Genomic DNA, 20,693 nt, shown 5'->3' with positions numbered 1-20,693 from the left:
ATGCCCACCCTCCCCGAGTCCGCCCCGTCCGCGTCTCCCTCCGCGTCCCCTTCCGGACCCCTGGTGTCCGGCGGCGTCATCCCGCCGCTGTGCACCCCCCTCACCGCGGACCGCGAGCTGGACACGGCGTCGCTTGAACGCCTGTGCGCCTTCCTGCTGGACGCCGGCGTCGACGGCCTCTTCGTCAACGGCTCCACCGGCGAACTCGCCTACCACACCGACGAGGTACGGCTGGCGGCGCTGCGCGTCGTACGCTCCGTCGCCGGCGGCTCCGTGCCGGTCCTCGCCGGGGCCGTGGACATGACCACCAACCGTGTTGTCGATCAGGCGCGCGCGGCGCGCGCGGCGGGGGCCGACGGCGTCGTGGCGACCGTGCCCTTCTACTCGCCCACACACCCGGGCGAGATGGCCGACCACTTCCGCGCGGTGGGCCACGCGGTGGATCTGCCGCTGTGGGCGTACGACATCCCCAGCAACGTCCAGCGCAAGCTGCCGCCCCACGTCGTGGCCGAACTCGCCGCCGAGGGCGTGCTCGCCGGGCTCAAGGACAGCAGCGGCGACGTGGAAGGGCTGCGCACCCTGCTGGAGCTGACCGAGGCGAACGGCGCGCGCGGCAGCGGCTTCACCGTCCTCACCGGCTCCGAGACGATGGCCGACACCGCGCTCGCGCTCGGTGCCGACGGCATCGTCCCCGGCCTGGGCAACGTCGACCCGCACGGCTTCCTCGCCCTCCACCGCGCCGCGCGGCGCGGCGACCTCAAGGAGGCCGCGGCCGAACAGGAGCGGCTGCGCGGCCTGTTCGGCATGATCCGGGTGGGCGACCCGGACAGGATCGGCGAGTACTCCTCCGCGATCGGGGCCTTCAAGGAGGCGCTCCACCAGCGCGGAGTGATCGCCTCATCCGCCACGCCGGTCCCGATGCGTCCGCTCTCCGGTGCCGAGCGCGAGCGCGTGGCCCGCTTCTTGGCTCAGGCCGGGCTGGGCCCGGTCTGAGCCGGGGAGGCGGCGCGCGGTGTCACTGCGCCGCGTAGCCCCCGTCCACGAGGTGGTAGCTGCCCTGGATGAAGGAGGCGCGGTCGGAGAGGAGGAAGGCGATCAGCTCCGCCACCTCCCCGGCCTCGCCCAGCCGCCCTTGCGGATGCAGGGAGATGAGGCGGTCGCGCTTGGGGCTGTCCGTCCCGCGCAGCAGGGGAGTGTCGATGAAGCCGGGGCCCACGGCGTTGATCCGTACGCCCTTGCCGGCGTATTCGAGCGCCGCCGTCTTGGTGAGGCCGACGATGCCGTGCTTGGCGGCGACATACGCGGGCGATCCCGCGAACCCGTTGGTGCCCAGGATCGAGGACATGTTCACGATCGCGCCCGCCCCCGCCTCGGCCATCACGGGAAGTTCGAAGCGCAGCCCGTGGAAGACGCCGGTGAGATTGGTGGCGATGACGCGGTTCCAGGCGGCGATGTCGTACTCACCCGTCGGCAGCGAAGGGCCGCCGATGCCCGCGTTGTTCACTGCGAGGTCGAGCGAGCCGAAGGTGTCCGTGGTGAAGCGCACGGCGCCCTGGACGGAGTCCGGGTCGGTCACGTCCACCACCACCGGCTCGGCCCGCGCCCCGGCGGTCTCCAGCTCGCCCGCCGCGAGCTGGGCGCCGTCCTCGTCGTAGTCGCCCACCACGACCGCGGCACCCGCCCGCGCCAGCCGCCGCGCGACCGCCAGCCCGATCCCGGAGGCGGCGCCGGTCACCAGCGCCGCCCTGCCCTCGAACTCACCGCTCATCAGCTCGACCTCCCGCCCCCACCCTTCCGGCCCCGCACCCCCGGCGCAGGGTGGTGAGGGCCGAGCGGGTGAGCCGGCGGCCGGGCACCGGCCGATGAGGCGTCATTGCCTTCACCGGCCACACCCTCTACGTTCACGACCTGAACACGAGTGCGTCCGAGGCTGGGCAGCGGCACGAACGAAGGGGAGCGTTCCGATGTGTCGACGGCACCGATGACAGACACCCTGCGGCTGTGCCGCGGCAGTTGCCCGCGGGTCCGCCCCGGGCCGCGCTGCGGGGAGGGGCGCTGATGGGGTGGTGGCTCAAGGTGCGGCGGGCGCACACCCAGCTGCTGGGGGCCTATTTCCTCTTCGCCGTCATGACGGTGCTTCTCCAGGGTGTCGTGGCGGACCTGCCGTTCCCGTTCCCGGACGGTGGCCTCGTGGTGGGGACGCTGCCGGCGCCCGTGCCGCTGTGCGCGGCGCTGCTGCTGTCGCTGGAGACCCGGCCCGGCGCCGCCGAGGAGACCGGAATCCGGCCCGTACGCGCTCTGGACGCGGGGCTCACGCTGGCCCTCGTCGGGGCCGCCACGCTGACGGGGCTGGCGATAGGGGCGGTCACCGCTTCGCCGTCGGCGCTCGCGGTGGGGCGCAACACCGCGTTCTTGACGGGGCTGGTGCTGTGCGCCCGGCCGCTGATGGGGGCGCTCGCCGTCCTGGTGCCGGTGGGCTGGCTGCTGGCGGTGACGCTGCTGGGCTTCCGCCAGGGCATGCCCCGTGCCTGGAGTGTGCTGCCACGCCCGAACGACGATCCGCTCGCTCTGTGGGCGGCGGCCCTGGTGCTCGGGGCCGGGCTCGCGCTCCTGCTCACCGTCCGCCCGCGCACCCGGCCGTGACCGGGAACGGCACCGGAGGAGGCACGCCATGACGCTCGAACTGCGCTCCTGCACTTTCGGATACCACCCGTGGGGCCCGCCCGTTCTCGACGGCCTCGACTTCACGCTCTCCCCTGGCCTGACGATGCTGCTGGGCCCCGGCGGAGCGGGCAAGACGACGCTCCTGCGGCTGGCGGCGGCGGTCAGCCGGCCGCGCCGGGGCACGGTCACCTTCCAGGGCATCCCCTCCCAGCGGAGGGCCTACCGCGCCGCCGTCGCCTGGGTGCCGCGCCGGGTCACGGCCATGGCCGGGCTGACCGCCCGTGAGCAGGTCGCCTACACCGGCTGGCTGAAGGGAATGAGCAGGTCCGACGCCTGGCACGGCGCCGCTCCGGCGCTGGCGCGGGTGGATCTGGCCGACCGCGCCGACACCAAGGTCAGACACCTCTCGGGCGGGCAGGTGCGCCGCGTGTACCTGGCCTCGGCGCTGGTGCACGGCGCGCGGCTGCTGCTGCTGGACGAGCCCACGGCGGACCTGGACTCCCGGCAGCGCCGGGTCTTCCGCGAGGTGCTCTCCACCCTCACCTGGGAGGTGCCCGTGCTGCTTGCCACCCACGCGGTCGCCGGCCTGGCCGGGGTGTCCGACCAGGTCGCCGTCCTGGAGGGCGGGGCTCTCACCTTCACCGGATCCACCCGCGACTTCCTGGCCCACGCCCCGGCGGGCACCGCGCCGGGGCGCGCTGCCGAGGCCGCCTACGCCGAGCTGAGCGAGCCGGGCGCGCACCTGTGAGGACCCGTCAGCCGACGGCGGGGGCACCCTTGTCAGGCGTAGAGCTGAGCATGACAATCGCGCGAGATGTCCGTGACGTGCGCGGTGCGGGGGAGGGGTGTCATGGCGGGTGCGGGTGCGGGTGCGGGTGCGGGTCGCAGAGCCGTGCTGGCCGGCGCGGTGGGGGCCGCGACGGCGGCGGGAGCGGGCATCGGAGCGCGGCCCTCGGCCGCACGCGAGGCGCGAGACGCACGCGAGGCGCGAGACGCACGCGAGGCGCGAGACACCCCGGAGGTGCGCGGAGAAGGAGCGGCGACAGGGGCCACCGCACAGCGGCCCGACCGCGAACTGCGCGAGCTGCTGCGGGAGATCGACCCGAAGCGGATCGAGGCGACCGTACGGAAACTCGTCTCCTTCGGCACGCGGCACACCCTCTCCGCCCAGGACGACCCCGAGCGCGGCATCGGCGCCGCACGGGACTGGATACGGGACCGGATGGCGGAGTACGCGCGGGCATCCGGCGGCCGGATGACGGTGGAGCTCCAGTCGTACGTGCAGGAGCCCGCCGACCGCATCCCGGAGCCGACCCGCATCACCAACGTGGTCGCCACGCTGCGCGGCAGCCAGGACCCGGACCGGGTGCACGTCGTCTCCGGGCACTACGACTCGCGCGCCAGTGACGTCATGGACGCCACCAGCGACGCGCCGGGCGCCGACGACGACGCTTCCGGTGTCGCCGTCGTGATGGAGCTGGCCCGCGTCCTGGCCCGCCGCCGGCCCGCGGCCACCCTCGTCCTGGCCGCCGTCGCGGGCGAGGAGCAAGGGCTGTACGGCGCCGACCACCTGGCCGGTGTCCTGGAGAAGCGGGGAGCGCGGGTGCGGGCGATGTTCACCAACGACATCGTGGGCAGCTCCACCGCCGACGACGGCACGCGCGACCCGCGCACCGTACGGCTGTTCGCCGAGGGAGTGCCGAGTGCCGAGACCCCGGAGGAGGCCGAGATCCGCCGCTCGGTCGGGGGCGAGAACGACTCCTCCTCGCGCCAGCTCGCCCGCTTCGTGCGCGACGTGGCCGACAACGACGCGACCGGCGCGCACGTGCGTGTCATCTACCGCCGCGACCGCTATCTGCGCGGCGGTGACCACATCCCCTTCCTCGAACGGGGCTTCCCCGCCGCCCGGTTCACCGAGCCCGCCGAGGACTTCGCGCACCAGCACCAGGACGTACGGGTCGAGAACGGCAAGCGGTACGGCGATCTGCCCGAATTCTGCGACTTCACCTACATCGCCCGCGTCGCCCGCGTCAACGCCGCCGCGCTGTGGTCCCTGGCCCGCGCGCCCGAGGCCCCGCGCGGCGCCAAGATCCTCACCAGCGCCCTCACCAACGACACCGAACTGGTGTGGGAGCGCCCCGAGCCGGGGCACGGCCCGCGCCCGGCCGGCTACGAGCTCGTGTGGCGCGAGACGACCGCGCCGGAGTGGACACACGTACGGGACGTGGGCGACACGACGCGGCACACCGTGGACCTGTCCAAGGACAACGTGTTCTTCGGCGTCCGCGCCGTGGGGCCGGGCGGGCACCGCGGGCCCGTCTCCTTCCCCGCGCCCCAGCGGTAGCCGCAGCCGTGGCGTCCGCAGCCGCAGCCGTGGGGTCCGCCCGGCCTTCCCGTTAGGGTCGGGAGCGGAGCGGCCCCGCTCCCGGACGGCACGGGGCACGGCCACACGGCCCCCGGCGGAAAGGACGCGTGGAGCGGATGCGGCAGACGCGGGAGGCGGCACCCGTCATCGTCAGCAGCGAGCCCGGCACCTTCGCGTACGGCGTATGGCACGAGCGGCATCCCGCCCTCGTCCAGCGTCTCAAGGACGCCTTCCCCTACCCTCCCGCGCAGGCCGAGGCCCTCGACGCGCTGCTGGACGAGACCCTGCACGGCACCCTCGCGCCGCTGCCCGGCGACGCGGACGACGCCGCCTTGTGGAACGGCCCCTGGGACGGCGGCCACTACGGCAAGCGCTGGACCGAGGCACCCTTCCTGTGGGCGGAAAGCTACTTCTACCGAAGGCTGCTGGAGGCCACCGGCTACGCGGCGGAACCCGATGGGCCCGGCGCCGCCTGGCGGGGCGTCGACCCCTTCGCGCCGTTCAAGGACGCCGAACTGGCCGGCGAGGCGGTGGACGCGCAGTTCGCCGCGCTGGACAGCCTGGAGCCCGCCCTGGTGGACGAGCGCACCGACGCGCTGCTCCTCTCCGCGCTGTGGGGCAACCGCGCCGACCTCGGCTTCCTCATCACGGCCGCCGAGGACACCGGCCCCGAGGGCCCCCTCGTCGCCGACGACCGTGAGCAACTGCGCGCCCTGCTCAGGAGCGCCGGCGAGCGCGGCGGCCGGATCGTCCTCGTGGCCGACAACGCGGGCCGCGAGCTGATCCCCGACCTGCTGCTGGCGGCCCACCTGCTGGAGAGCGGGCGCGCCGCGCAGGTGTCACTGCACGTCAAACCGCACCCCTACTACGTCTCCGACGCCGTCACCCCCGATGTGCTGGCCGCGCTGCGCCGGATGGCCGCCGCGCCCGGAGCGGCGGGACGCGCGGGGCACCGCCTCTGGAACGCCGTGGGCCAGGGGCGGCTGGAGATCCGCACCCACCCTTTCTCCTGCGCGCCACTTGGCTACGACGCCATGCCGGACACACTGCGCGAGGACTTCGCCTCGGCCGCGCTCACCCTCCTCAAGGGCGACCTCAACTACCGCAGGCTCATCGGCGACCGGCACTGGCCGCCGGACACCCCCTTCGCGGAGGTCACCGGCTACTTCCCCGGCCCCGTCGCGGCGCTGCGCACCCTCAAGTCCGACACCGTGGCCGGACTGGCACCGGGGACGGTCGCCGCGCTGGAGGCGACGGGGGAGAAGTGGCGCACCAGCGGCGCCCACGCACTCATCCAGGTGCGCGAGTGAGCCTCCACTCCGATGCGGACCGGACGTGCGGAACTGACGGGAGTGAGCCGTACGGCGGGTCGGGGTTGCGTACGCGCGCGGACCCGCGTGACATGGCTGAAGACGGACTCCGGACCCGCGCACCCCAAGGACACCCATGACACCCCTCAATCTGGCCTCCCGCCCGCTCCTCGGCCTCTTCTTCGTCAGCGCCGGCATCAACTCGCTGCGCGACCCCGAGCCCAGCGCCGAGATTTCGAAGCCGCTGCTGGACAAGTTGCGTGCTCAGGTGTCCGCGCTGCCGGACAACGACGTGCTGCTCGTACGGATCAACGCCGGCGTGCAGGCCGCGGCGGGCGCGATGCTCACCCTCGGCAAGCTGCCCCGGCTCTCGGCGCTGGCGCTGGCCGCCTCGCTGATCCCGACGACGCTGGCCGGGCACCCCTTCTGGGAGCACGAGGACGAGGGTGATCGGGCGAGCCACCAGATCCACCTCGGCAAGAACGTCGCCATCCTCGGCGGGCTCATGGCCGTCATCAGCGACGCGACCCACGAGGCGCGCGCCCACGCCTGGCACGAGCGTGCCCGTAAGGCCCGCGCGAAGCAGCCCTCCAAGGGCGGCTGCCCCTTCCACCACGGCTCGCACGGCACCCACGCTTCCCACGGCTCACATGCCTCGCACGGCTCCCGCAGCTCGCACACCTCTCGTGGCTCCCACGCCGCGCACGGTTCCCGCAGCTCGCACGGCCCCGGTGGTTCGCACTGCCCCAAGACCCTCGCCCGTGGCGGCCACGGGAAGTAACGGCGCCCGTGACCGGCCCGTTCGCCCCGGGGCCGGTCAGGGCAGCTCCGGTCCGGTCAGGGCGGCGTCAGCCAGATGGTCGTCGCTGTCTCCTCGCGTACCCGGGAGCGGGTGTAGACGAGCGGGAACGCCTCGTCGGCCGCCCAGGCCGGGAAAAGGTCCGCGTAGTGCGCGCTGCGCGGATCGCCGGACTGACCGGGGGAGTTCATCACCAGCGAGGCGTCCCACTCCCCGACGTCGACGACCATCCGGAAGCTCGCACCTCCGTTCTGCCGGAAGTCCGGCAGGTACGCCGCGGCGCCCACCGTGTCCCCGCTGCCGCCACGCGCCAGCGGCCCAAGGCCGCACCAGCCGGGAACCTCGGCGGCACCGGCACCGGCACCGGCCTGAGCCCCGTCTCCGGCACCGGCCTCGCGCAGCAGCGCGGCCACCGGATGCCGCAGCTCGGCGCGGTGCAGCGTGCCCCACTCCCAGTCCGACGGGTCGTCACCCAGCAGCCCGGTCACGGCGTCCACCGCCTCGCCGAGGCTCTCCAGCAGCAGCGGGCCCAGCTCACCGTGCGGATCCGGCGCGGACAGCAGCAGCAGATCCACCCGGGGATCGGCCGACGAGCCCTCAGAGGGCAGCACCCGCTCCAGCGCCTCCTCCAGCCGATCGGCCCCGACGAGCGGGCGCAGCGCGCGCCGCAGCAGTGCGGGACGCAGATGACGGCGGAACCACACCTCGAACAGGGCCGCGGCCCCCGAGTCCGCCGAGAGGGTGGCATCCCAGCCGCGCAGCAGTCCCAAGCCCACGCGCACCCGCGGCTCCGCACTCTCCAGGTCCGCCAGCAGCGGCAGGATCCTGCGGGCCGGGAGGCTGACGTGGTCGGTCTGGAGCCGTACGCAGTCCCGTGCCGTCCACTCCCGGCCCTCCGCGAGAACCTCGGCGCAGCGCTCGTAGCGGGTCGGCGCGTACCAGTCGAAGGTGACCGGGCGCTTCTCGTGGGGGTAATCCGGCGGCAGGTTCAGCTGGTTGGCCGTGGCGAACCAGCCGTCCTCCGGGTCACGCACCTGCGGCAGGTCCTCCGGGGCGAGGAAGCCGTCCCACTCGTACCGCCCGTCGCCCGGCACCGGCAGCGTCCCGTCCCAGCCGCGCCGGGCCGGCACCCGGGCCGCCGGGCGCCAGCCGATGGTGCCGTCGGGGGCCGCGTACACCTGGTTCTCACCGGGGGCGCCCCAGTCGCGCATCGCCTCGGTGAAGGCGTCCGGGGTCCGCGCGTCCATGTAGCCCGCGCTGCCCAGGTACGGCGCCATGCCGGGCCCCAGCCAGGCGGCCCGCACCGCGAACGCGGCCTGCCGCTCGGGGCTTTCGCGGATGACGGGCCCGTGCCGGGTGAACCACAGCTCGGCCTCCACCGGTTCCTGGCCCCGTACGGGGATCGGCTCGGTCACCCGGGTCATCCGCTCCCAGCCGTCCCCGTACGCGTAGGAGCGCGGGTCGTCGGGATGGGTGCGGTAGACGTACAGGTCCTCCTGGTCGACGGGAAAGATCGTGAAGCCGAACGCGATGTGCCCGTTGTGGCCGATCGAGACGCCGGGCAGCGCCGGTTCGCCCGCGCCGATCACCTCCAGGTCCGGCGCCGACAGATGCGCGAGGTAGCGCAGCGAGGGCAGGGTGACCGGCCGGTGCGGGTCGTTGGCCAGCAGCGGGCGGCCGGTCGCGGTGCGGGAGGGGCCGAGCACCCAGTTGTTGCTGCCGTCCAGGCCCTGGCGGGGCGCGTTCGGCGACCAGGGCGCTGTCGTCGCCATGTCGTACACGCGCAGCACGTCGTCCGGGATGACGTCCAGGTCCAGCCCCTCGGGGACGTTGAGCGGGCGGTGGGGCTCGCGGACCTTGCGCAGTTCCTCGGCCCCGGGCCCGAAGTCGCGGAGCGTCAGGGCGCGCCGCACCTCGTCGTGCAGGTTGTAGAAGAGGCCGTGGCTGCGGATCCGGGCCACGTCCGCCGGGTCCCACAGGGCGGGCCCGTACCCCAGCAGCGCGAACTCGGGGGGCGTGAGATCCGCCCCAGCGCCGGAGGTGTCGCGGCACAGGGTCACATACGCGTTGATGCCCGCGACGAACGAGCGGGCCATCTCCTCGGTGCCCGGTCCGTACGCGGACCACTCCAGCGCCATGTCGCCCCGGTAGAGGAACAGCCGTGCGGCGCGGTCGTGTTCGACGTAGCGCTCGCCCAGCACCTCGGCGAGCAGCCCCAGGCCCCGGCGGCGCCACAGGTCCAGCTGGAAGAGGCGGTCGCGGGCCGCGTTGAAGCCCTGCGCCAGGAAGAGGTCGGCGCGCGAGCCGGCGTACAGATGGGGCACGCCCCAGCGGTCGACGAGTATCTCGACGGGCTCTCTGAGGCCGGGCACCTCGAAGCGCGTGGTCATCAATCTCCTTCCCCCGACGTCGTAGTACGGGTCATTGTGCTACCCCACAACATCAGTACCGGTCGGGGGTGGCCGACCTCGGTCAAGACCTGATCGCCGCCAACTTCATCCGGGCCAGCCGGGTGAGCGTCCGAGGAGGGCCAGCGTCCGGTCCAGCGGGCCCATTTCGCCGGTGACGGGCAGCCCCGGCCGGAAGGCGGCGCCCTCTTCGAGGCGTGCGGGCCCGTCGGGCACGGCTTCGGCCACCCGCAGCGCGGCGGCGGCGACCTCGGCATCGACTTCGTCGGGGAGAGCGAGGGCGCGCGCGACGTCCCAGCCGTGCACCACGTAGTCGACGAGGTGGAAGCCGACCGCCCGCGCGCCGGGAAAGCGTGCGCCGGGGCCGAATTCGGGAAGGTCGAAGGACCGGGTGAGCACCCCCTCCGCCGCGAACGCCTCCAAAACGGCGTCGGTGGCGGCGGCGTGCGCCCCCACGGGATCGTCGGTGGGTACGGGCCGCCACACCGCCGGATCCCGGCCCTCGCCCCGCGCGGCGGCGGCGAACCCGTGGTGCTGGGCGGTCATATGGGCGAGCAGGTCATCCAGCGTCCACCCGGCGCAGGGCGTGGCCCGCCCGAGGTCGGCACTGGAGACCCGGGCGACGAGCCGGGCGGCGGCGGTCACCGCGCGTCTGTCGAGTTCCACGATTTCGGAGTCCACAGGGTCGGTGGACCGGGGTAGCGTCATGACGAAACAGTAAGCGTGTGCCTATCGTAAGTCCACGCGTATTTTCTGATCCGGCGTACCTTGAGGCCATGACGGAGGAGAGGATCGCGCGGGAGGGCGCGGCACACGACGGTGAGCGGCGGCCGGACCTCGCGGCGATGATGGTGCCGTTGGGGCGCGCCCTGATGGCGGCCGAACAACCGGTGCTGCGCGAGCACGGGTTGACGATGTGGGCGTATGTGGTGCTCTCCCGGCTGGACGAGGACCCGGTGCGCAGCCAGAACGCGTTGGCACGGGCCGTCGGCGCGGACAAGACCCGCATCATCGGTGTGCTCGACGGCCTCCAGGAGCGCGGACTGATCGAACGCCGCGCCGACCCGGACGACCGCAGGGTACGGCTGCTCTCCATGACCCCTGCCGGACGGCGGCTGCGCGACGCGGCCCGGCGCGACATCCAGCAGCGCGAGGAGCGCCTGCTGGAGCGGCTGACCCCGGCGGACCGGGAGGGCTTCCTCCGCGCACTGCGCACGCTGCACGCCCTGCCCCGCGACGTGCTGGTCCCCGAGACCGAGAGCGAGGCGGGGGCCGGGGCCGAGAGCGGGGCCGGGGCCGGGGCCGAGGAATCCGAAGCGTCCTCCTGAGCCGGGGCGCCCGAAGGAGCGGGCCGGAGGGTCAGCCCTGCGGAATCAGGGCGCGCAGATCGTCGGTGACGCCGTGGGTGGCGTCGGCCAGCCAGTCGGCGGGGGTGGGCCCGCCCGTGTAGCCGAGAGCGGGCATGCCGGCTGCCAGCGCGGCCCGCACCCCGGCCGGGCTGTCCTCGATGACCAGGCAGCGCGACGGTGCGGTGCCGCACTCGGCCGCCGCGTACAGGAACAGATCGGGAGCGGGCTTCCCGTGCGCCACGTCCTCGGCACTGAAGACCCGCCCCGCGAAGCGCTCCCACAAGCCGGTGGCCGTCAAGGAGTGGCGGATGCGGCTGTGGCTGCCGCTGGAGGCGACGCAGTACGGCAGGCCGCGTGCGTCGAGCGCGTCCAGCAGCGCGGGGACACCGGGCATCGTGTGCGGCGCGGCGTCGAACGCGGCGGCGACCCGCGCGCGGTAGTCGGCCAGCCAGCTCTCGTCGACGGGCACCGTGGAGTGCGCCCGTACCTCCGCGAGCAGATACGGCTCGGGGGTGCCGAGGAACAGCTCGCGTACGTCGTCCGGGGTGAGGGGCCAGCCCACCTCGGTCGTCATCGCCGCGACCACCTCGGGTCCGATCCGCTCGGTGTCGACCAGCACCCCGTCACAGTCGAAGACCACCAGCTTCGCCTCGGCGAGGGCCTGGGCCGGGGCCGGGCGAGGTGTGCTGCTCATGGGGGTGACTCCGGATGGTGCGGGGCGTGCTGCCGCCGTTGGCGTGCTGACGCCCGCCACTCAACCACGCCCCCGCACCGGCCGGCCACGAGCCCCCGGTCCCACTCGACCGCGAACCTCCGCAGCGAAGTGCGCGAGCGGCAGGACGGCTAACCTGCACCGATGCCCGACCACGCACCTGAACCACCCGAACCACCCGCCGAGGCCGCGCCGGGCGCGCTCCTCGGCCGGGCCCGCGCCCTGCGGGACCGGCCGGGCCGCGCGGTCCTCGGCATCACGGGAGCCCCCGGCGCCGGCAAGAGCACGCTGGCCCACGCACTGGTGAGCGAGCTGGGCCCCGGTACGGGCCTGCTGCCCATGGACGGCTTCCACCTGTCCAACGAGGTATTGACCGCGCTGGGCCGCCGCGACCGCAAGGGTGCCCCCGACACCTTCGACGCCGCGGGCTACGCGGCGCTGCTGGCCCGCCTCCACGAGGCGGCGGCCACCGGCGAGACGGTGTACGCGCCGCGCTTCCACCGCGAGTTCGAGGAGTCGCTGGCCGCCGAGATCGCCCTCGGCCCGGACACCTCCCTGGTGATCACCGAGGGCAACTACCTGCTGCTGGACGAGGGGCCCTGGTCGCGGGTGCGTCCGCTCCTGGACGAGGTCTGGTACGTCGAGCCCGGGGAGGACGTGCGGCTCAGCCGCCTGGTCGAGCGCCACATCGCCTACGGCAAGCCGCCGGAGCGCGCCCGCGCCTGGGCCCACGGTCCCGACCAGGCCAACGCCGTCCGCATCGCCCGCACTCGTGCCCAAGCCGACCTGCTCGTCCGGCCGCACGAGACCGACCGCTGACCCGAGCCCGCTCCCGCATCCGCGCGGGCTGCGGACGGGTCAGCGGGGCCCGGGGCCCAAGTCAAGACACTCCCCAAGACACTCCGCCCCGCGCATGGCGGCGCGGCTGGCCGGCGACGTCTTCGGCGCGCTCGAAGAACAGACCGTCGCGGCCCCGGGCACGGGCATCCTCGACGACGAAATCCCCGGCACCTTGATCCATGGTGAACACCGCGCCCCGAGGCGGAAACAGACAGATTAACGGGCCGTGATCCTGTCCGCGTTCGCCGCCCTGCACGATTCTTCCTCCCGTACCTATTACGACAAAGGTAGAGACCACAGAAAGATTCATACGCAAGCTCTCCGCCGCCTTGCCCGCCACCGCGGCAGCGTGCTGTTCGCGATGTTCCGCGACGGCACTTTCCACAAGATCCGGGCTTTCGAACCCGCCTCGGCATGACCCACTCCGTCTTGATGAAAGCCATAGAGGCACCCGTAATGCCCGACTGGCCGATCAAGGCGGACAGCCACTGGCCGACCACTCTCTGTTCCGGCCGGACAGTCGCACAGGTTCCGGCCGAGATAGGCATATCGCACACCACGGCGCACAAATGGATACGCCGATTCACGGCCGAGGGCGAATAAGGGCTGCTCGGCAGGCAGTCGGCCCCGCACAGCCCCCCAATTCCGGCATCCGCCCACGTCCTACGCGATCCGATCGGGCGAACGTGACGCTCCCCGGAGTTTTGGCACAGGACCTCGGGGAGTGGGGTCACGGAATGGTCAACGGCTATTGTGGGCGGCGGAGTTGCTCTCGTAGCCTCCTGCACACCTTGTTCAACACGATACTTATGTTGCGCACTTCGCGGCATACGAGGCAGGAGGTCACATCATGAACGCGCCTGTGTGGCGGCGGCTGTCTGCCTTAACTGCGGCATTGGGGCTGGCGAGTCTGCTGGCTGTCGGCTGCGCCCCGAAGTCCTCGGACGGTGGGTCGGGGAAGGACGAGAAGACCGGTACGGTGCGTGTCTGGCTCTTCAAGGAGCTCAACAACAAACCCAAGCAAAAGGTCATCGCCCGCGCCGTCGACCGCTTCGAGAAGAAGCACGACGACGTCAAGGTCGACGTGCGGTATATCGCGGCGGAGACCCGCGCCGCGAAGCTGAAAGGCGCTCTCAACGACCCCGAGTCGGCGCCCGATGTGATCGAGTACGGCAATACGGACACGGCCGGATATGTCAAGGACGGCGCGCTTGAGGACGTGAGTTGGGAGGTTGAGCGCTGGACCTCCATCGTCGACACCGACGCCACGGCCAAGGAGTCCGTGACGGTGGACGACAAGCTGTACGGCGCCCCGTTCTACGTCGGTGTCAGGGCGCTCTACTACCGCACCGACGTCTTCAAGGAGCTGGGCCTCAAGCCGCCCAAGACACTCGCAGAGGTCCGCGAGACCGCGAAGAAGGTCAGGTCCGCCAAGCCCGACATGTACGGGATGGCCGTGGGTGGTGCCAATACGTTCGTCGCGATGCCGTATGTCTGGGCGAACGGCGGCGATATGGCGAGAGTGGGCGCGAAGACCTACGACTCGACCATCAACAGCGAGGCGGCGCGCAAGGGAATCGAGGAGTACAGCTCCCTCTTCAAGGACGACAACTGCCCCGCCCGTAAGTGCGCCAAGTGGGACGGGACCGAGGCCACCGACGCGTTCGCGAACGGCAAGGCCGGGATGGTCGTCGGCGGTGACTTCAGCCGTCAGGTGATGGACGACGGCAAGGTAAAGGGCAAGTACGGGGTCGTTCCGCTGCCCGGCAAGAAAAAGGGATCGATCGCGCCCGCCTTCGCCGGGGGCAACAACATCGGTGTGATGAAGTCCAGTTCGCACCGGACTCTGTCCGTCGGCCTGATGAAGGAATTTGCGGGGAAGCGCACCCAGGGAGAGATGCACAAGGCCATGGGCTTCCTGCCGACCTTCTCCGATGTCCGGGACAAGGCCACCAGGGGAAAGCCCTTCTTCGAGCCCTTCGCGAAGACTCTGGATGCCAAGACGCGCTTTGTTCCCGTCAGCCCCGGCTGGAATGAGATCGACGCCTCGCTGGTGCTTCCCACGATGTTCCAGGAAGTCATCACCAACAAGAAGAAGGTGGGGGCAGCCGCGGGCGACGCAGAGAAAAAGATGAACAAGATATTCAGCAAGAACCAGTGAGGTAAAGCGCAAGTGAGTCAAGTGACCGCCGCCGTTCCGGCCGTGGACCACCAGCCCGGGGTTCCGCCCGGGAAACGGGCGAACCGGCGGCGGCCACCGCTGCGCCGCTACCCCCGCAGGACGCCCTGGATCTACCTCGCCCCGGCCCTGGTGGTGCTGGCGGGGCTGCTCGTCTATCCCATTTACCAGCTCGGCCTGATCTCCATGATGGAGTACAGGCAGGCCCAGGTGAGCGGCGGCGAGCCCGCCACCTGGCAGGGATTCGCGAATTACGCCGAGCTGTTCGCCGACGGCGAGTTCTGGGATGTCCTGGTGGCCACCGTCCTCTTCGCCGCGGCCTGCGTGCTGGGCACGGTGCTGATGGGCTGCTCCCTGGCCGTACTGCTCAGCCGGATACGGGCCTTCCCCCGGCTGGTGCTGATGGTGGCCGCGATCGGCGCCTGGGCCACCCCGGGAATCACCGGGTCCACGGTGTGGGTCTTCCTCTTCGATCCCGACTTCGGGCCCGTCAACAAGGTGCTGGGGCTGGGTGACTTCGCCTGGACCTATGGCCGCTACAGCTCGTTCGCACTCGTCCTCTTCGAAGTGGTCTGGTGCTCCTTCCCGCTGGTGATGGTGACCGTCTACGCGGGAATCCGAGCCATTCCGCAGGAGCTGCTGGAGGCCGCCTCGCTGGACGGCGCCGGCACCTGGCGGATCTGGCGCAGCGTGATGGCTCCGCTGCTGCGGCCGATTCTCATCGTGGTCACCATTCAGTCGATCATCTGGGACTTCAAGGTCTTCACCCAGATCTATGTGATGACGGGCGGCGGCGGCATCGCGGGCCAGAACATGGTGCTGAACGTGTACGCATATCAAAAGGCCTTTGCTTCTTCCGAGTACAGCCTCGGATCCGCGATCGGAGTGGTGATGCTGCTGCTCCTCTTCGTGTTCACACTTGTTTATCTGTGGCTGCTGCGCCGGAAGGGAGAGGAGCTGTGAGCACCGTCGTGAGCAGTGTGGAACAGCGGGGCGCGCGGCGGGCCGCACCCGCTCGGCGGCGCCGGGTGCGGAAGCCCTGGCGACTGGTGGCGGAGTGCGCAGCCGTACTGATCGGGCTGCTGGTGGCCTTTCCGCTGTATTGGATGATCTTGTCCGCCTTCAAGCCCTCGGACGAGGTGCAGTCCGAACGGCCGATGCCGTGGACGCTGAAGCCCACGCTGGACTCCTTCCGGCGGGTCTTCGAACAGGAGGAGCTGGGGCGGTACTTCGCCAACAGTGTGATCGTGGCGCTGTGCGTGGTCGTCGCCTCCGCGCTGATCGCCTTTCTCGCCGCGACAGCTGTGACGCGGTTCCGCTTCCGCCTGCGCACGACGCTGCTGATCCTCTTCCTGGCCGCCCAGATGGTGCCGATCGAGGCGCTGACCATCCCGATGTTCTTCCTGATGCGGGACTTCGGCACGCTCAATTCCCTGGGCTCGCTGATCCTGCCGCACATCGCCTTCTCGCTGCCCTTCGCCATCTGGATGCTGCGGGGGTTCGTACGCGCGGTGCCGGACTCGCTGGAGGAGCAGGCGTACCTCGACGGCGCGAGCAGGAAGCGCTTCCTGTGGCAGATCCTCTTCCCCCTGGTACTGCCTGGGCTCGTCGCCACGAGCGTCTTCTCGTTCATCGCGACCTGGAACGACTTCCTGTTCGCGCAGACCTTCATCATCAGCGCGACCGAGAACCAGACGCTGCCGATGGCACTCCTGGTCTTCTTCGACGAGGAAACCCCCGACTGGGGCGGCGTGATGGCGGCCTCGACGGTGATGACGCTGCCGGTGCTGATCTTCTTCATCGCCGTGCACCGCAGGCTGGTGTCGGGGCTCGGCGGAGCGGTCAAGGACTGAAGGGCCGAAGGGCGAGTGCCGGTGGAAACGGAAGGCAGGGGCGGGGTATGAGTGCGGTGATTCCGCGTGTCGTCAGCGAAGTGAGCGAGGACGGCGAGGAGTTCGTATGGGGGAGCGGCACTGTGCTGCGGGCCGCTCCCGGCACCGAAGGAGTCGCCGACTGGCTCCAGGGCTGGGCGCCACGGGAAGAAGGCGGCGGGGGCGCCGTTGAGCTGAGCCTTGACGACGGCCTGGCCCCCGAGGCGTACCGGCTCGACGTCACCGCCGACCGTATTCACCTCACGGGCGGCAGCGCGGCCGGGGTCTTCTGGGCAGCCCAGACCCTGCGCCAACTGCTGCCGCCCCGCGCCTACCGGCGGGCCGGAGCCTGGGGCCCCTGGCGCCTCGCCCCCACCCACATCGGCGATGAACCCCGCTTCGCCTGGCGGGGCTTCATGCTGGATGTCGCCCGGCACTTCATGCCCAAGGACGGCGTGCTGCGCGTCATCGACCAGCTCGCCGCGCACAAGCTGAACGTGCTGCACTTCCACCTGACGGACGACCAGGGCTGGCGTCTGGAGATCGCGCGTCACCCCCGGCTGACCGAGGTCGGCGCGTGGCGCACCGGTACACAGATCGGACACCGTGCCTCCACGCTCTGGGACGCCCGTCCGCACGGGGGCTACTACACCCACGACGACATCCGCGAGATCGTCGACTACGCCGCCGAGCGGCACATCACCGTCGTACCCGAGATCGATGTCCCGGGCCATTCGTCGGCCGCTCTCGCCGCCTACCCCGAGCTGGGCTGCACCGATGTGGCGGATACGACAGAGCTGGAGGTGCCGGGCCACTGGGGAATGAACCTCCATCTGCTGTCGCCGTCCGATGCCACCCTCCGCTTCTACGAGGAGGTGCTGGAGGAAGTCCTCGACCTGTTCCCCGCACCGTTCATCCACGTCGGCGGGGACGAGTGCAAGAAGGACCAGTGGCGCGAATCGGCCACGGCGCAGGCCCGTATCACCGCCGAGGGGCTGTCCGGTGAGGACGCCCTACAGGGCTGGTTCACACGGCACTTCGACCGCTGGCTCGCCGCGCGCGGGCGGCGGCTCATCGGCTGGGACGAGATCCTGGAGGGCGGTGTACTGGAGGACGGCTTTCCGGGCGGCAGCCTCACCGAGGGCGCCGCCGTCTCGTCCTGGCGCGGCTACGACGGTGGGGTCACCGCGGCTCGCGCCGGCCACGACGTGGTGATGTGTCCCGAACACGAGCTGTATCTGGACCGCCGTCAGGACGGGGGCGAGGACGAGCCGATGCCGCTCGGGTACGTCCAGACCCTGCGGGACGTCTACCACTTCGAGCCGCTGCCGCCCGAGTTGGCGGACACGCCCCAGGCGCGGCACGTCCTCGGTATCCAGGCCAACCTGTGGAGCGAGTGCACCGAGAGCCCGCAGCGCGTGGACTACCAGGTCTTTCCCCGGCTGGCCGCGGTCGCCGAGGTGGCGTGGTCGCAGCTGGAACCCGCCGCGGAGCGGGACTTCGCCGACTTCGAGCGCCGTCTCGAAGAGGCCCACTACGCCCGCCTGGATGCCATGGGCGTCGACTACCGCCCACCCTCCGGCCCTCGCCCCTGGCAGCGCCGCCCCGGCATCCCCGGCCGCCCGCGCTGACCCGTAGCGCAAGTAGCCGGGGACGTGGTCGCGCTCGACCCCGCTGCCAGGCCCGCGACATGCCGGCCGTGCCCCAGGGGGCACGGCCGGGAAAGGCGGGAGCCAGGTGGTGGCTGTTGCCGGGGGCCGGCATCGGGCCCGGCTCAGCTCTCCTCGGTGAGCCGGGCCGTGACCCACTCGTGGAACTCGCCGATGTGGTGCTCGCTGGGCACCAGCACCCCGCCGTCCCGGTAGGCGCGGGAGGCCATGGCCGGCTGGGTGCGCTCACAGGCGTCGAAGTCCTGGAGGTTGACGCGGTGGAACAGCTCCACCGAATGTGAGACATCGGCGCCCGCCGCGACGACCTCCGGCGCGTAGAGCCAGTCGCACTCCACGACCGTACGGTCCTCGGCCATCGGGAACATCCGGTGCACGATCACATGGTCGGGCACCAGATTGACGAAGACCTGCGGGCGGATGGTGATGGCGTAGTAGCGGCGGTCGTGTGTGTCGGGCACGCCCGGCAGCCGCTCGAAGCCCGCGCTGCCGTCGACGGTGAAGCCCTCCGCCTCGGTGGCGAACTCCGGCCCGTGCCCGACGTAGTACTGGGCGGCGAACCCGTCGGCGAACTCCGGCAGCACCTCGGTCAGTTCGGGATGGATGGTGGCGCAGTGATAGCACTCCATGAAGTTCTCGATGATCAGCTTCCAGTTGGCCGCGACGTCGTAGACGTGCCGCTTGCCCAGCGCCAGCGCCTCGATGCCGTAGTGCCCGATGACGTCCGTGCCGCCCAGCCGGTCGGCCACGTCGCCCATCACCGTCTCCTCGAACGAGGGCGGCTCACCGGCCAGGCACACCCAGGCGTAGCCCAGCCACTCGCGCAGGTGCACGGTGTGCAGCCCGTACTGGGCGCGGTCCACATCCGGCATCCGCGTCAGGTTCGGCGCTGCCGTCAGCTTGCCGTCCAGGTCGTACGTCCAGGCGTGGTACGGACACTGGAGGCTGCGCCGCACCTCGCCCGACTCCGCCGTGCACAGCCGGGCGCCCCGGTGCCGGCACACGTTCAAGAAGGCCCGCAGCTCGCCTCGCCGGTTGCGGGTCACCAGCACGCTCTCCCGGCCCACCTGGACGGTGCGGTAGGCGCCCGGCTTGTCCAGGTCGGCCGCGCGGACGGCGCAGTACCAGTCGGTCTCGAAGATGCGCTCCTGCTCTCGCCGGAAGGTCTCCGGATCGGTGTAGCGGTGTCCTGGCAGGGTCGCCAGCAGACTGCCGACGGCGGTCGTCATGTCGTGGTATCTCCCTCGGGAGTCGCGGACTGGCTGAGCGGGTCGGACTGACCGGGTGTGCCGAACCGCCTGAGCGGGTCGAACAGGGCGATGGGGTGCTCGGTGGTGCCGTTGAGCGCCAGGTCGGCGACGATCTCGCCGATCACGGGGACGAACTTGAAGCCGTGCCCGGAGAACCCGCACGCCACGGTCACCGCCTCCGGGTGCCCCGGGTGCCGGGCCAGCACGAAGTGTTCGTCGGGTGTCGTCGTATACATGCAGGTCACAGCCTTGCGCAGGCTGCCGGGAAGCTGGGGCAGCCGGGGTGCCAACTGCGCGGCCATCGCGGCGGTCTCCTCGTCGTGGACGGTGCGGTCGATGGTCTCGGGATCGCAGTCGCCGGCCTTGCGGAAGAAGGCGGCCTTCGCGCCGCCGTCCGGGCCCTCGATGGCGGGAAAGCCGTAGATCTGGACGCCCTCGGCGTCCTCCCAGATGTAGATGGGATGCCGCCCCGGCTCGAACGGCACGGTGCCGCCGCGCGGATGGAACCAGTACATGATCTGCCGCTCGATGGTGAAGCTGACGCCGAGATCCGCCAGCAGCCGCGGTGCCCAGGCACCCGGGCACACCACCAGATGCCCGGCCGTGTAGACGTCGTCGGCCGTGTGTACGCGTACGCCCTTGCCGCCGGGCAGCACCTCCCATCGGGTCACCGGCTCCTCGAACCGCAGCTCGGCGCCCGCCTGGAGCGCGAGCCGCACATGCGCCGTGACCGTCGCCTCGGGCCGTACGAAGCCGGCCCGCTCCTCATACAGCGCGACCTCGTCGTCGCCCGGCGTCAGCGTCGGGAAGCGGCGGCGCACCTCCTTGGCATCCAGCAGTTCGTGGGGGAGCCCCCACTGCCGGGCCGAGCGCAGGCTGCCCGCGACGGTACGGCTGTCGGGGCGGCCCAGCATGACGCCGCCGCACAGGGTGGCGATGTCGCGGCCGGTGTCGCGCTCCAGCTTCTCGAACAGCTCGTAGGAACGCAGGAGGAGAGGAACGTAGGCGGGATCTTCGAAGTAGGACTGGCGGGTGATGCGGGAGCCGCCGTGGCTCGAACCCCGGTTGTGGGCGGGCCCGAAGCGCTCCAGGCCGAGCACGCGGTGGCCGCGGGCCGCGAGGTGGTAGGCGGCGGCACTTCCCATGCCGCCGAGGCCGATGACGATGATGTCGCGGTTCGTCTTCATGCGAGCCTCCCTGTTTCCGGCCCCGGACCCTTCGTGCCCCGAAGGGGCGCGGGGCTGTGCCATATGCGGCTCCGCCGCGTGGGAGCGACCAG

General features: G+C 71.7%; 18 protein-coding genes and 1 pseudogene. 13 read left to right on the top strand and 6 right to left on the bottom strand.

Annotation, left to right across the window (positions count from 1 at the left end; all coding sequences use genetic code 11):
• Positions 1–993, top strand: coding sequence for a dihydrodipicolinate synthase family protein (locus tag OHB04_RS05605; protein ID WP_326686564.1), 993 nt, complete (start codon positions 1–3; stop codon positions 991–993).
• 22 nt (positions 994–1,015) lie between these two features.
• Here OHB04_RS05605 and OHB04_RS05600 read toward each other — a convergent pair whose 3' ends face one another.
• Positions 1,016–1,768, bottom strand: coding sequence for an SDR family NAD(P)-dependent oxidoreductase (locus OHB04_RS05600; RefSeq protein WP_326686563.1), 753 nt, complete (start codon positions 1,766–1,768; stop codon positions 1,016–1,018).
• Between the two features lie 233 nt (positions 1,769–2,001).
• Here OHB04_RS05600 and OHB04_RS05595 point away from each other — a divergent pair, with 233 nt between their 5' ends.
• The 5 genes from OHB04_RS05595 (at position 2,002) to OHB04_RS05575 (ending at position 7,120) form a co-directional block, all read left to right on the top strand.
• Positions 2,002–2,643 carry a hypothetical protein gene (locus tag OHB04_RS05595; protein ID WP_326686562.1) on the top strand — a complete coding sequence of 214 codons (642 nt, stop codon included), beginning with the start codon at positions 2,002–2,004 and terminating at the stop codon, positions 2,641–2,643.
• 28 nt (positions 2,644–2,671) lie between these two features.
• Positions 2,672–3,412 carry an ATP-binding cassette domain-containing protein gene (locus tag OHB04_RS05590; protein ID WP_326806939.1) on the top strand — a complete coding sequence of 247 codons (741 nt, stop codon included), beginning with the start codon at positions 2,672–2,674 and terminating at the stop codon, positions 3,410–3,412.
• A 102-nt stretch (positions 3,413–3,514) separates the two neighbouring features.
• Positions 3,515–5,008, top strand: a complete 1,494-nt coding sequence (locus OHB04_RS05585; RefSeq protein ID WP_326806938.1) for a M28 family metallopeptidase — start codon at positions 3,515–3,517, stop codon at positions 5,006–5,008.
• A 137-nt stretch (positions 5,009–5,145) separates the two neighbouring features.
• Positions 5,146–6,339, top strand: a complete 1,194-nt coding sequence (locus OHB04_RS05580; protein WP_326806937.1) for a damage-control phosphatase ARMT1 family protein — start codon at positions 5,146–5,148, stop codon at positions 6,337–6,339.
• A gap of 136 nt (positions 6,340–6,475) precedes the next feature.
• Positions 6,476–7,120, top strand: a complete 645-nt coding sequence (locus tag OHB04_RS05575) for a DoxX family membrane protein (RefSeq protein WP_326686558.1) — start codon at positions 6,476–6,478, stop codon at positions 7,118–7,120.
• A 56-nt stretch (positions 7,121–7,176) separates the two neighbouring features.
• Here OHB04_RS05575 and OHB04_RS05570 read toward each other — a convergent pair whose 3' ends face one another.
• Both OHB04_RS05570 and OHB04_RS05565 read right to left on the bottom strand, forming a co-directional pair.
• Positions 7,177–9,528, bottom strand: a complete 2,352-nt coding sequence (locus OHB04_RS05570; protein WP_326686557.1) for a penicillin acylase family protein — start codon at positions 9,526–9,528, stop codon at positions 7,177–7,179.
• A 105-nt stretch (positions 9,529–9,633) separates the two neighbouring features.
• Entirely contained in the window at positions 9,634–10,254 is a 621-nt protein-coding gene (locus OHB04_RS05565; RefSeq protein WP_326806936.1) for a TIGR03086 family metal-binding protein, read from the bottom strand.
• A 68-nt stretch (positions 10,255–10,322) separates the two neighbouring features.
• Between OHB04_RS05565 and OHB04_RS05560 the strand changes: the two genes are divergently transcribed.
• Positions 10,323–10,874 (top strand): MarR family winged helix-turn-helix transcriptional regulator, encoded by a 552-nt coding sequence (locus OHB04_RS05560; protein WP_326806935.1) that lies wholly within the window; start codon positions 10,323–10,325, stop codon positions 10,872–10,874.
• A gap of 31 nt (positions 10,875–10,905) precedes the next feature.
• On the opposite strand, the gene OHB04_RS05555 is transcribed toward OHB04_RS05560, so the two are convergent.
• Positions 10,906–11,589: an HAD family hydrolase gene (locus OHB04_RS05555; protein ID WP_326806934.1), complete on the bottom strand. Its 684-nt coding sequence runs from the start codon at positions 11,587–11,589 to the stop codon at positions 10,906–10,908.
• A 162-nt stretch (positions 11,590–11,751) separates the two neighbouring features.
• Between OHB04_RS05555 and OHB04_RS05550 the strand changes: the two genes are divergently transcribed.
• The 6 genes and pseudogenes from OHB04_RS05550 to OHB04_RS05520 all read left to right on the top strand — a co-directional run bounded on the left by OHB04_RS05550 (position 11,752) and on the right by OHB04_RS05520 (position 18,128).
• Positions 11,752–12,426 (top strand): nucleoside/nucleotide kinase family protein, encoded by a 675-nt coding sequence (locus OHB04_RS05550; protein WP_326686553.1) that lies wholly within the window; start codon positions 11,752–11,754, stop codon positions 12,424–12,426.
• A gap of 76 nt (positions 12,427–12,502) precedes the next feature.
• A pseudogene (locus OHB04_RS05545) lies at positions 12,503–12,865 on the top strand (hypothetical protein); the annotation flags it as partial.
• A 432-nt stretch (positions 12,866–13,297) separates the two neighbouring features.
• A complete protein-coding gene (locus OHB04_RS05535; RefSeq protein WP_326686552.1) occupies positions 13,298–14,608 on the top strand; it encodes an extracellular solute-binding protein in 1,311 nt (436 codons plus the stop codon).
• 99 nt (positions 14,609–14,707) lie between these two features.
• On the top strand, positions 14,708–15,589 hold the full coding sequence (locus OHB04_RS05530) for a carbohydrate ABC transporter permease (RefSeq protein WP_405807605.1): 882 nt from the start codon (positions 14,708–14,710) through the stop codon (positions 15,587–15,589).
• Positions 15,586–16,479, top strand: a complete 894-nt coding sequence (locus tag OHB04_RS05525; protein ID WP_405806603.1) for a carbohydrate ABC transporter permease — start codon at positions 15,586–15,588, stop codon at positions 16,477–16,479. The genes OHB04_RS05530 and OHB04_RS05525 overlap by 4 nt, the downstream gene beginning before the upstream one ends.
• A 47-nt stretch (positions 16,480–16,526) precedes the next feature.
• Positions 16,527–18,128, top strand: a complete 1,602-nt coding sequence (locus OHB04_RS05520) for a beta-N-acetylhexosaminidase (protein WP_326806933.1) — start codon at positions 16,527–16,529, stop codon at positions 18,126–18,128.
• Positions 18,129–18,271: 143 nt separating this feature from the next.
• On the opposite strand, the gene OHB04_RS05515 is transcribed toward OHB04_RS05520, so the two are convergent.
• Together OHB04_RS05515 and solA are read right to left on the bottom strand one after the other, a co-directional pair.
• On the bottom strand, positions 18,272–19,393 hold the full coding sequence (locus OHB04_RS05515) for an aromatic ring-hydroxylating oxygenase subunit alpha (RefSeq protein WP_326806932.1): 1,122 nt from the start codon (positions 19,391–19,393) through the stop codon (positions 18,272–18,274).
• Positions 19,390–20,601, bottom strand: coding sequence for an N-methyl-L-tryptophan oxidase (gene solA, locus OHB04_RS05510; RefSeq protein ID WP_326686549.1), 1,212 nt, complete (start codon positions 20,599–20,601; stop codon positions 19,390–19,392). Before solA ends, OHB04_RS05515 begins: the two co-directional genes overlap by 4 nt.
• Between the last annotated feature and the right edge of the window lie 92 nt (positions 20,602–20,693).

The sequence above is a fragment of the Streptomyces sp. NBC_01775 genome (assembly GCF_035917675.1).
In the GTDB taxonomy this organism is placed as follows: Bacteria; Actinomycetota; Actinomycetes; order Streptomycetales; family Streptomycetaceae; genus Streptomyces.
This window is presented reverse-complemented; position numbering and strand designations above follow the sequence as displayed.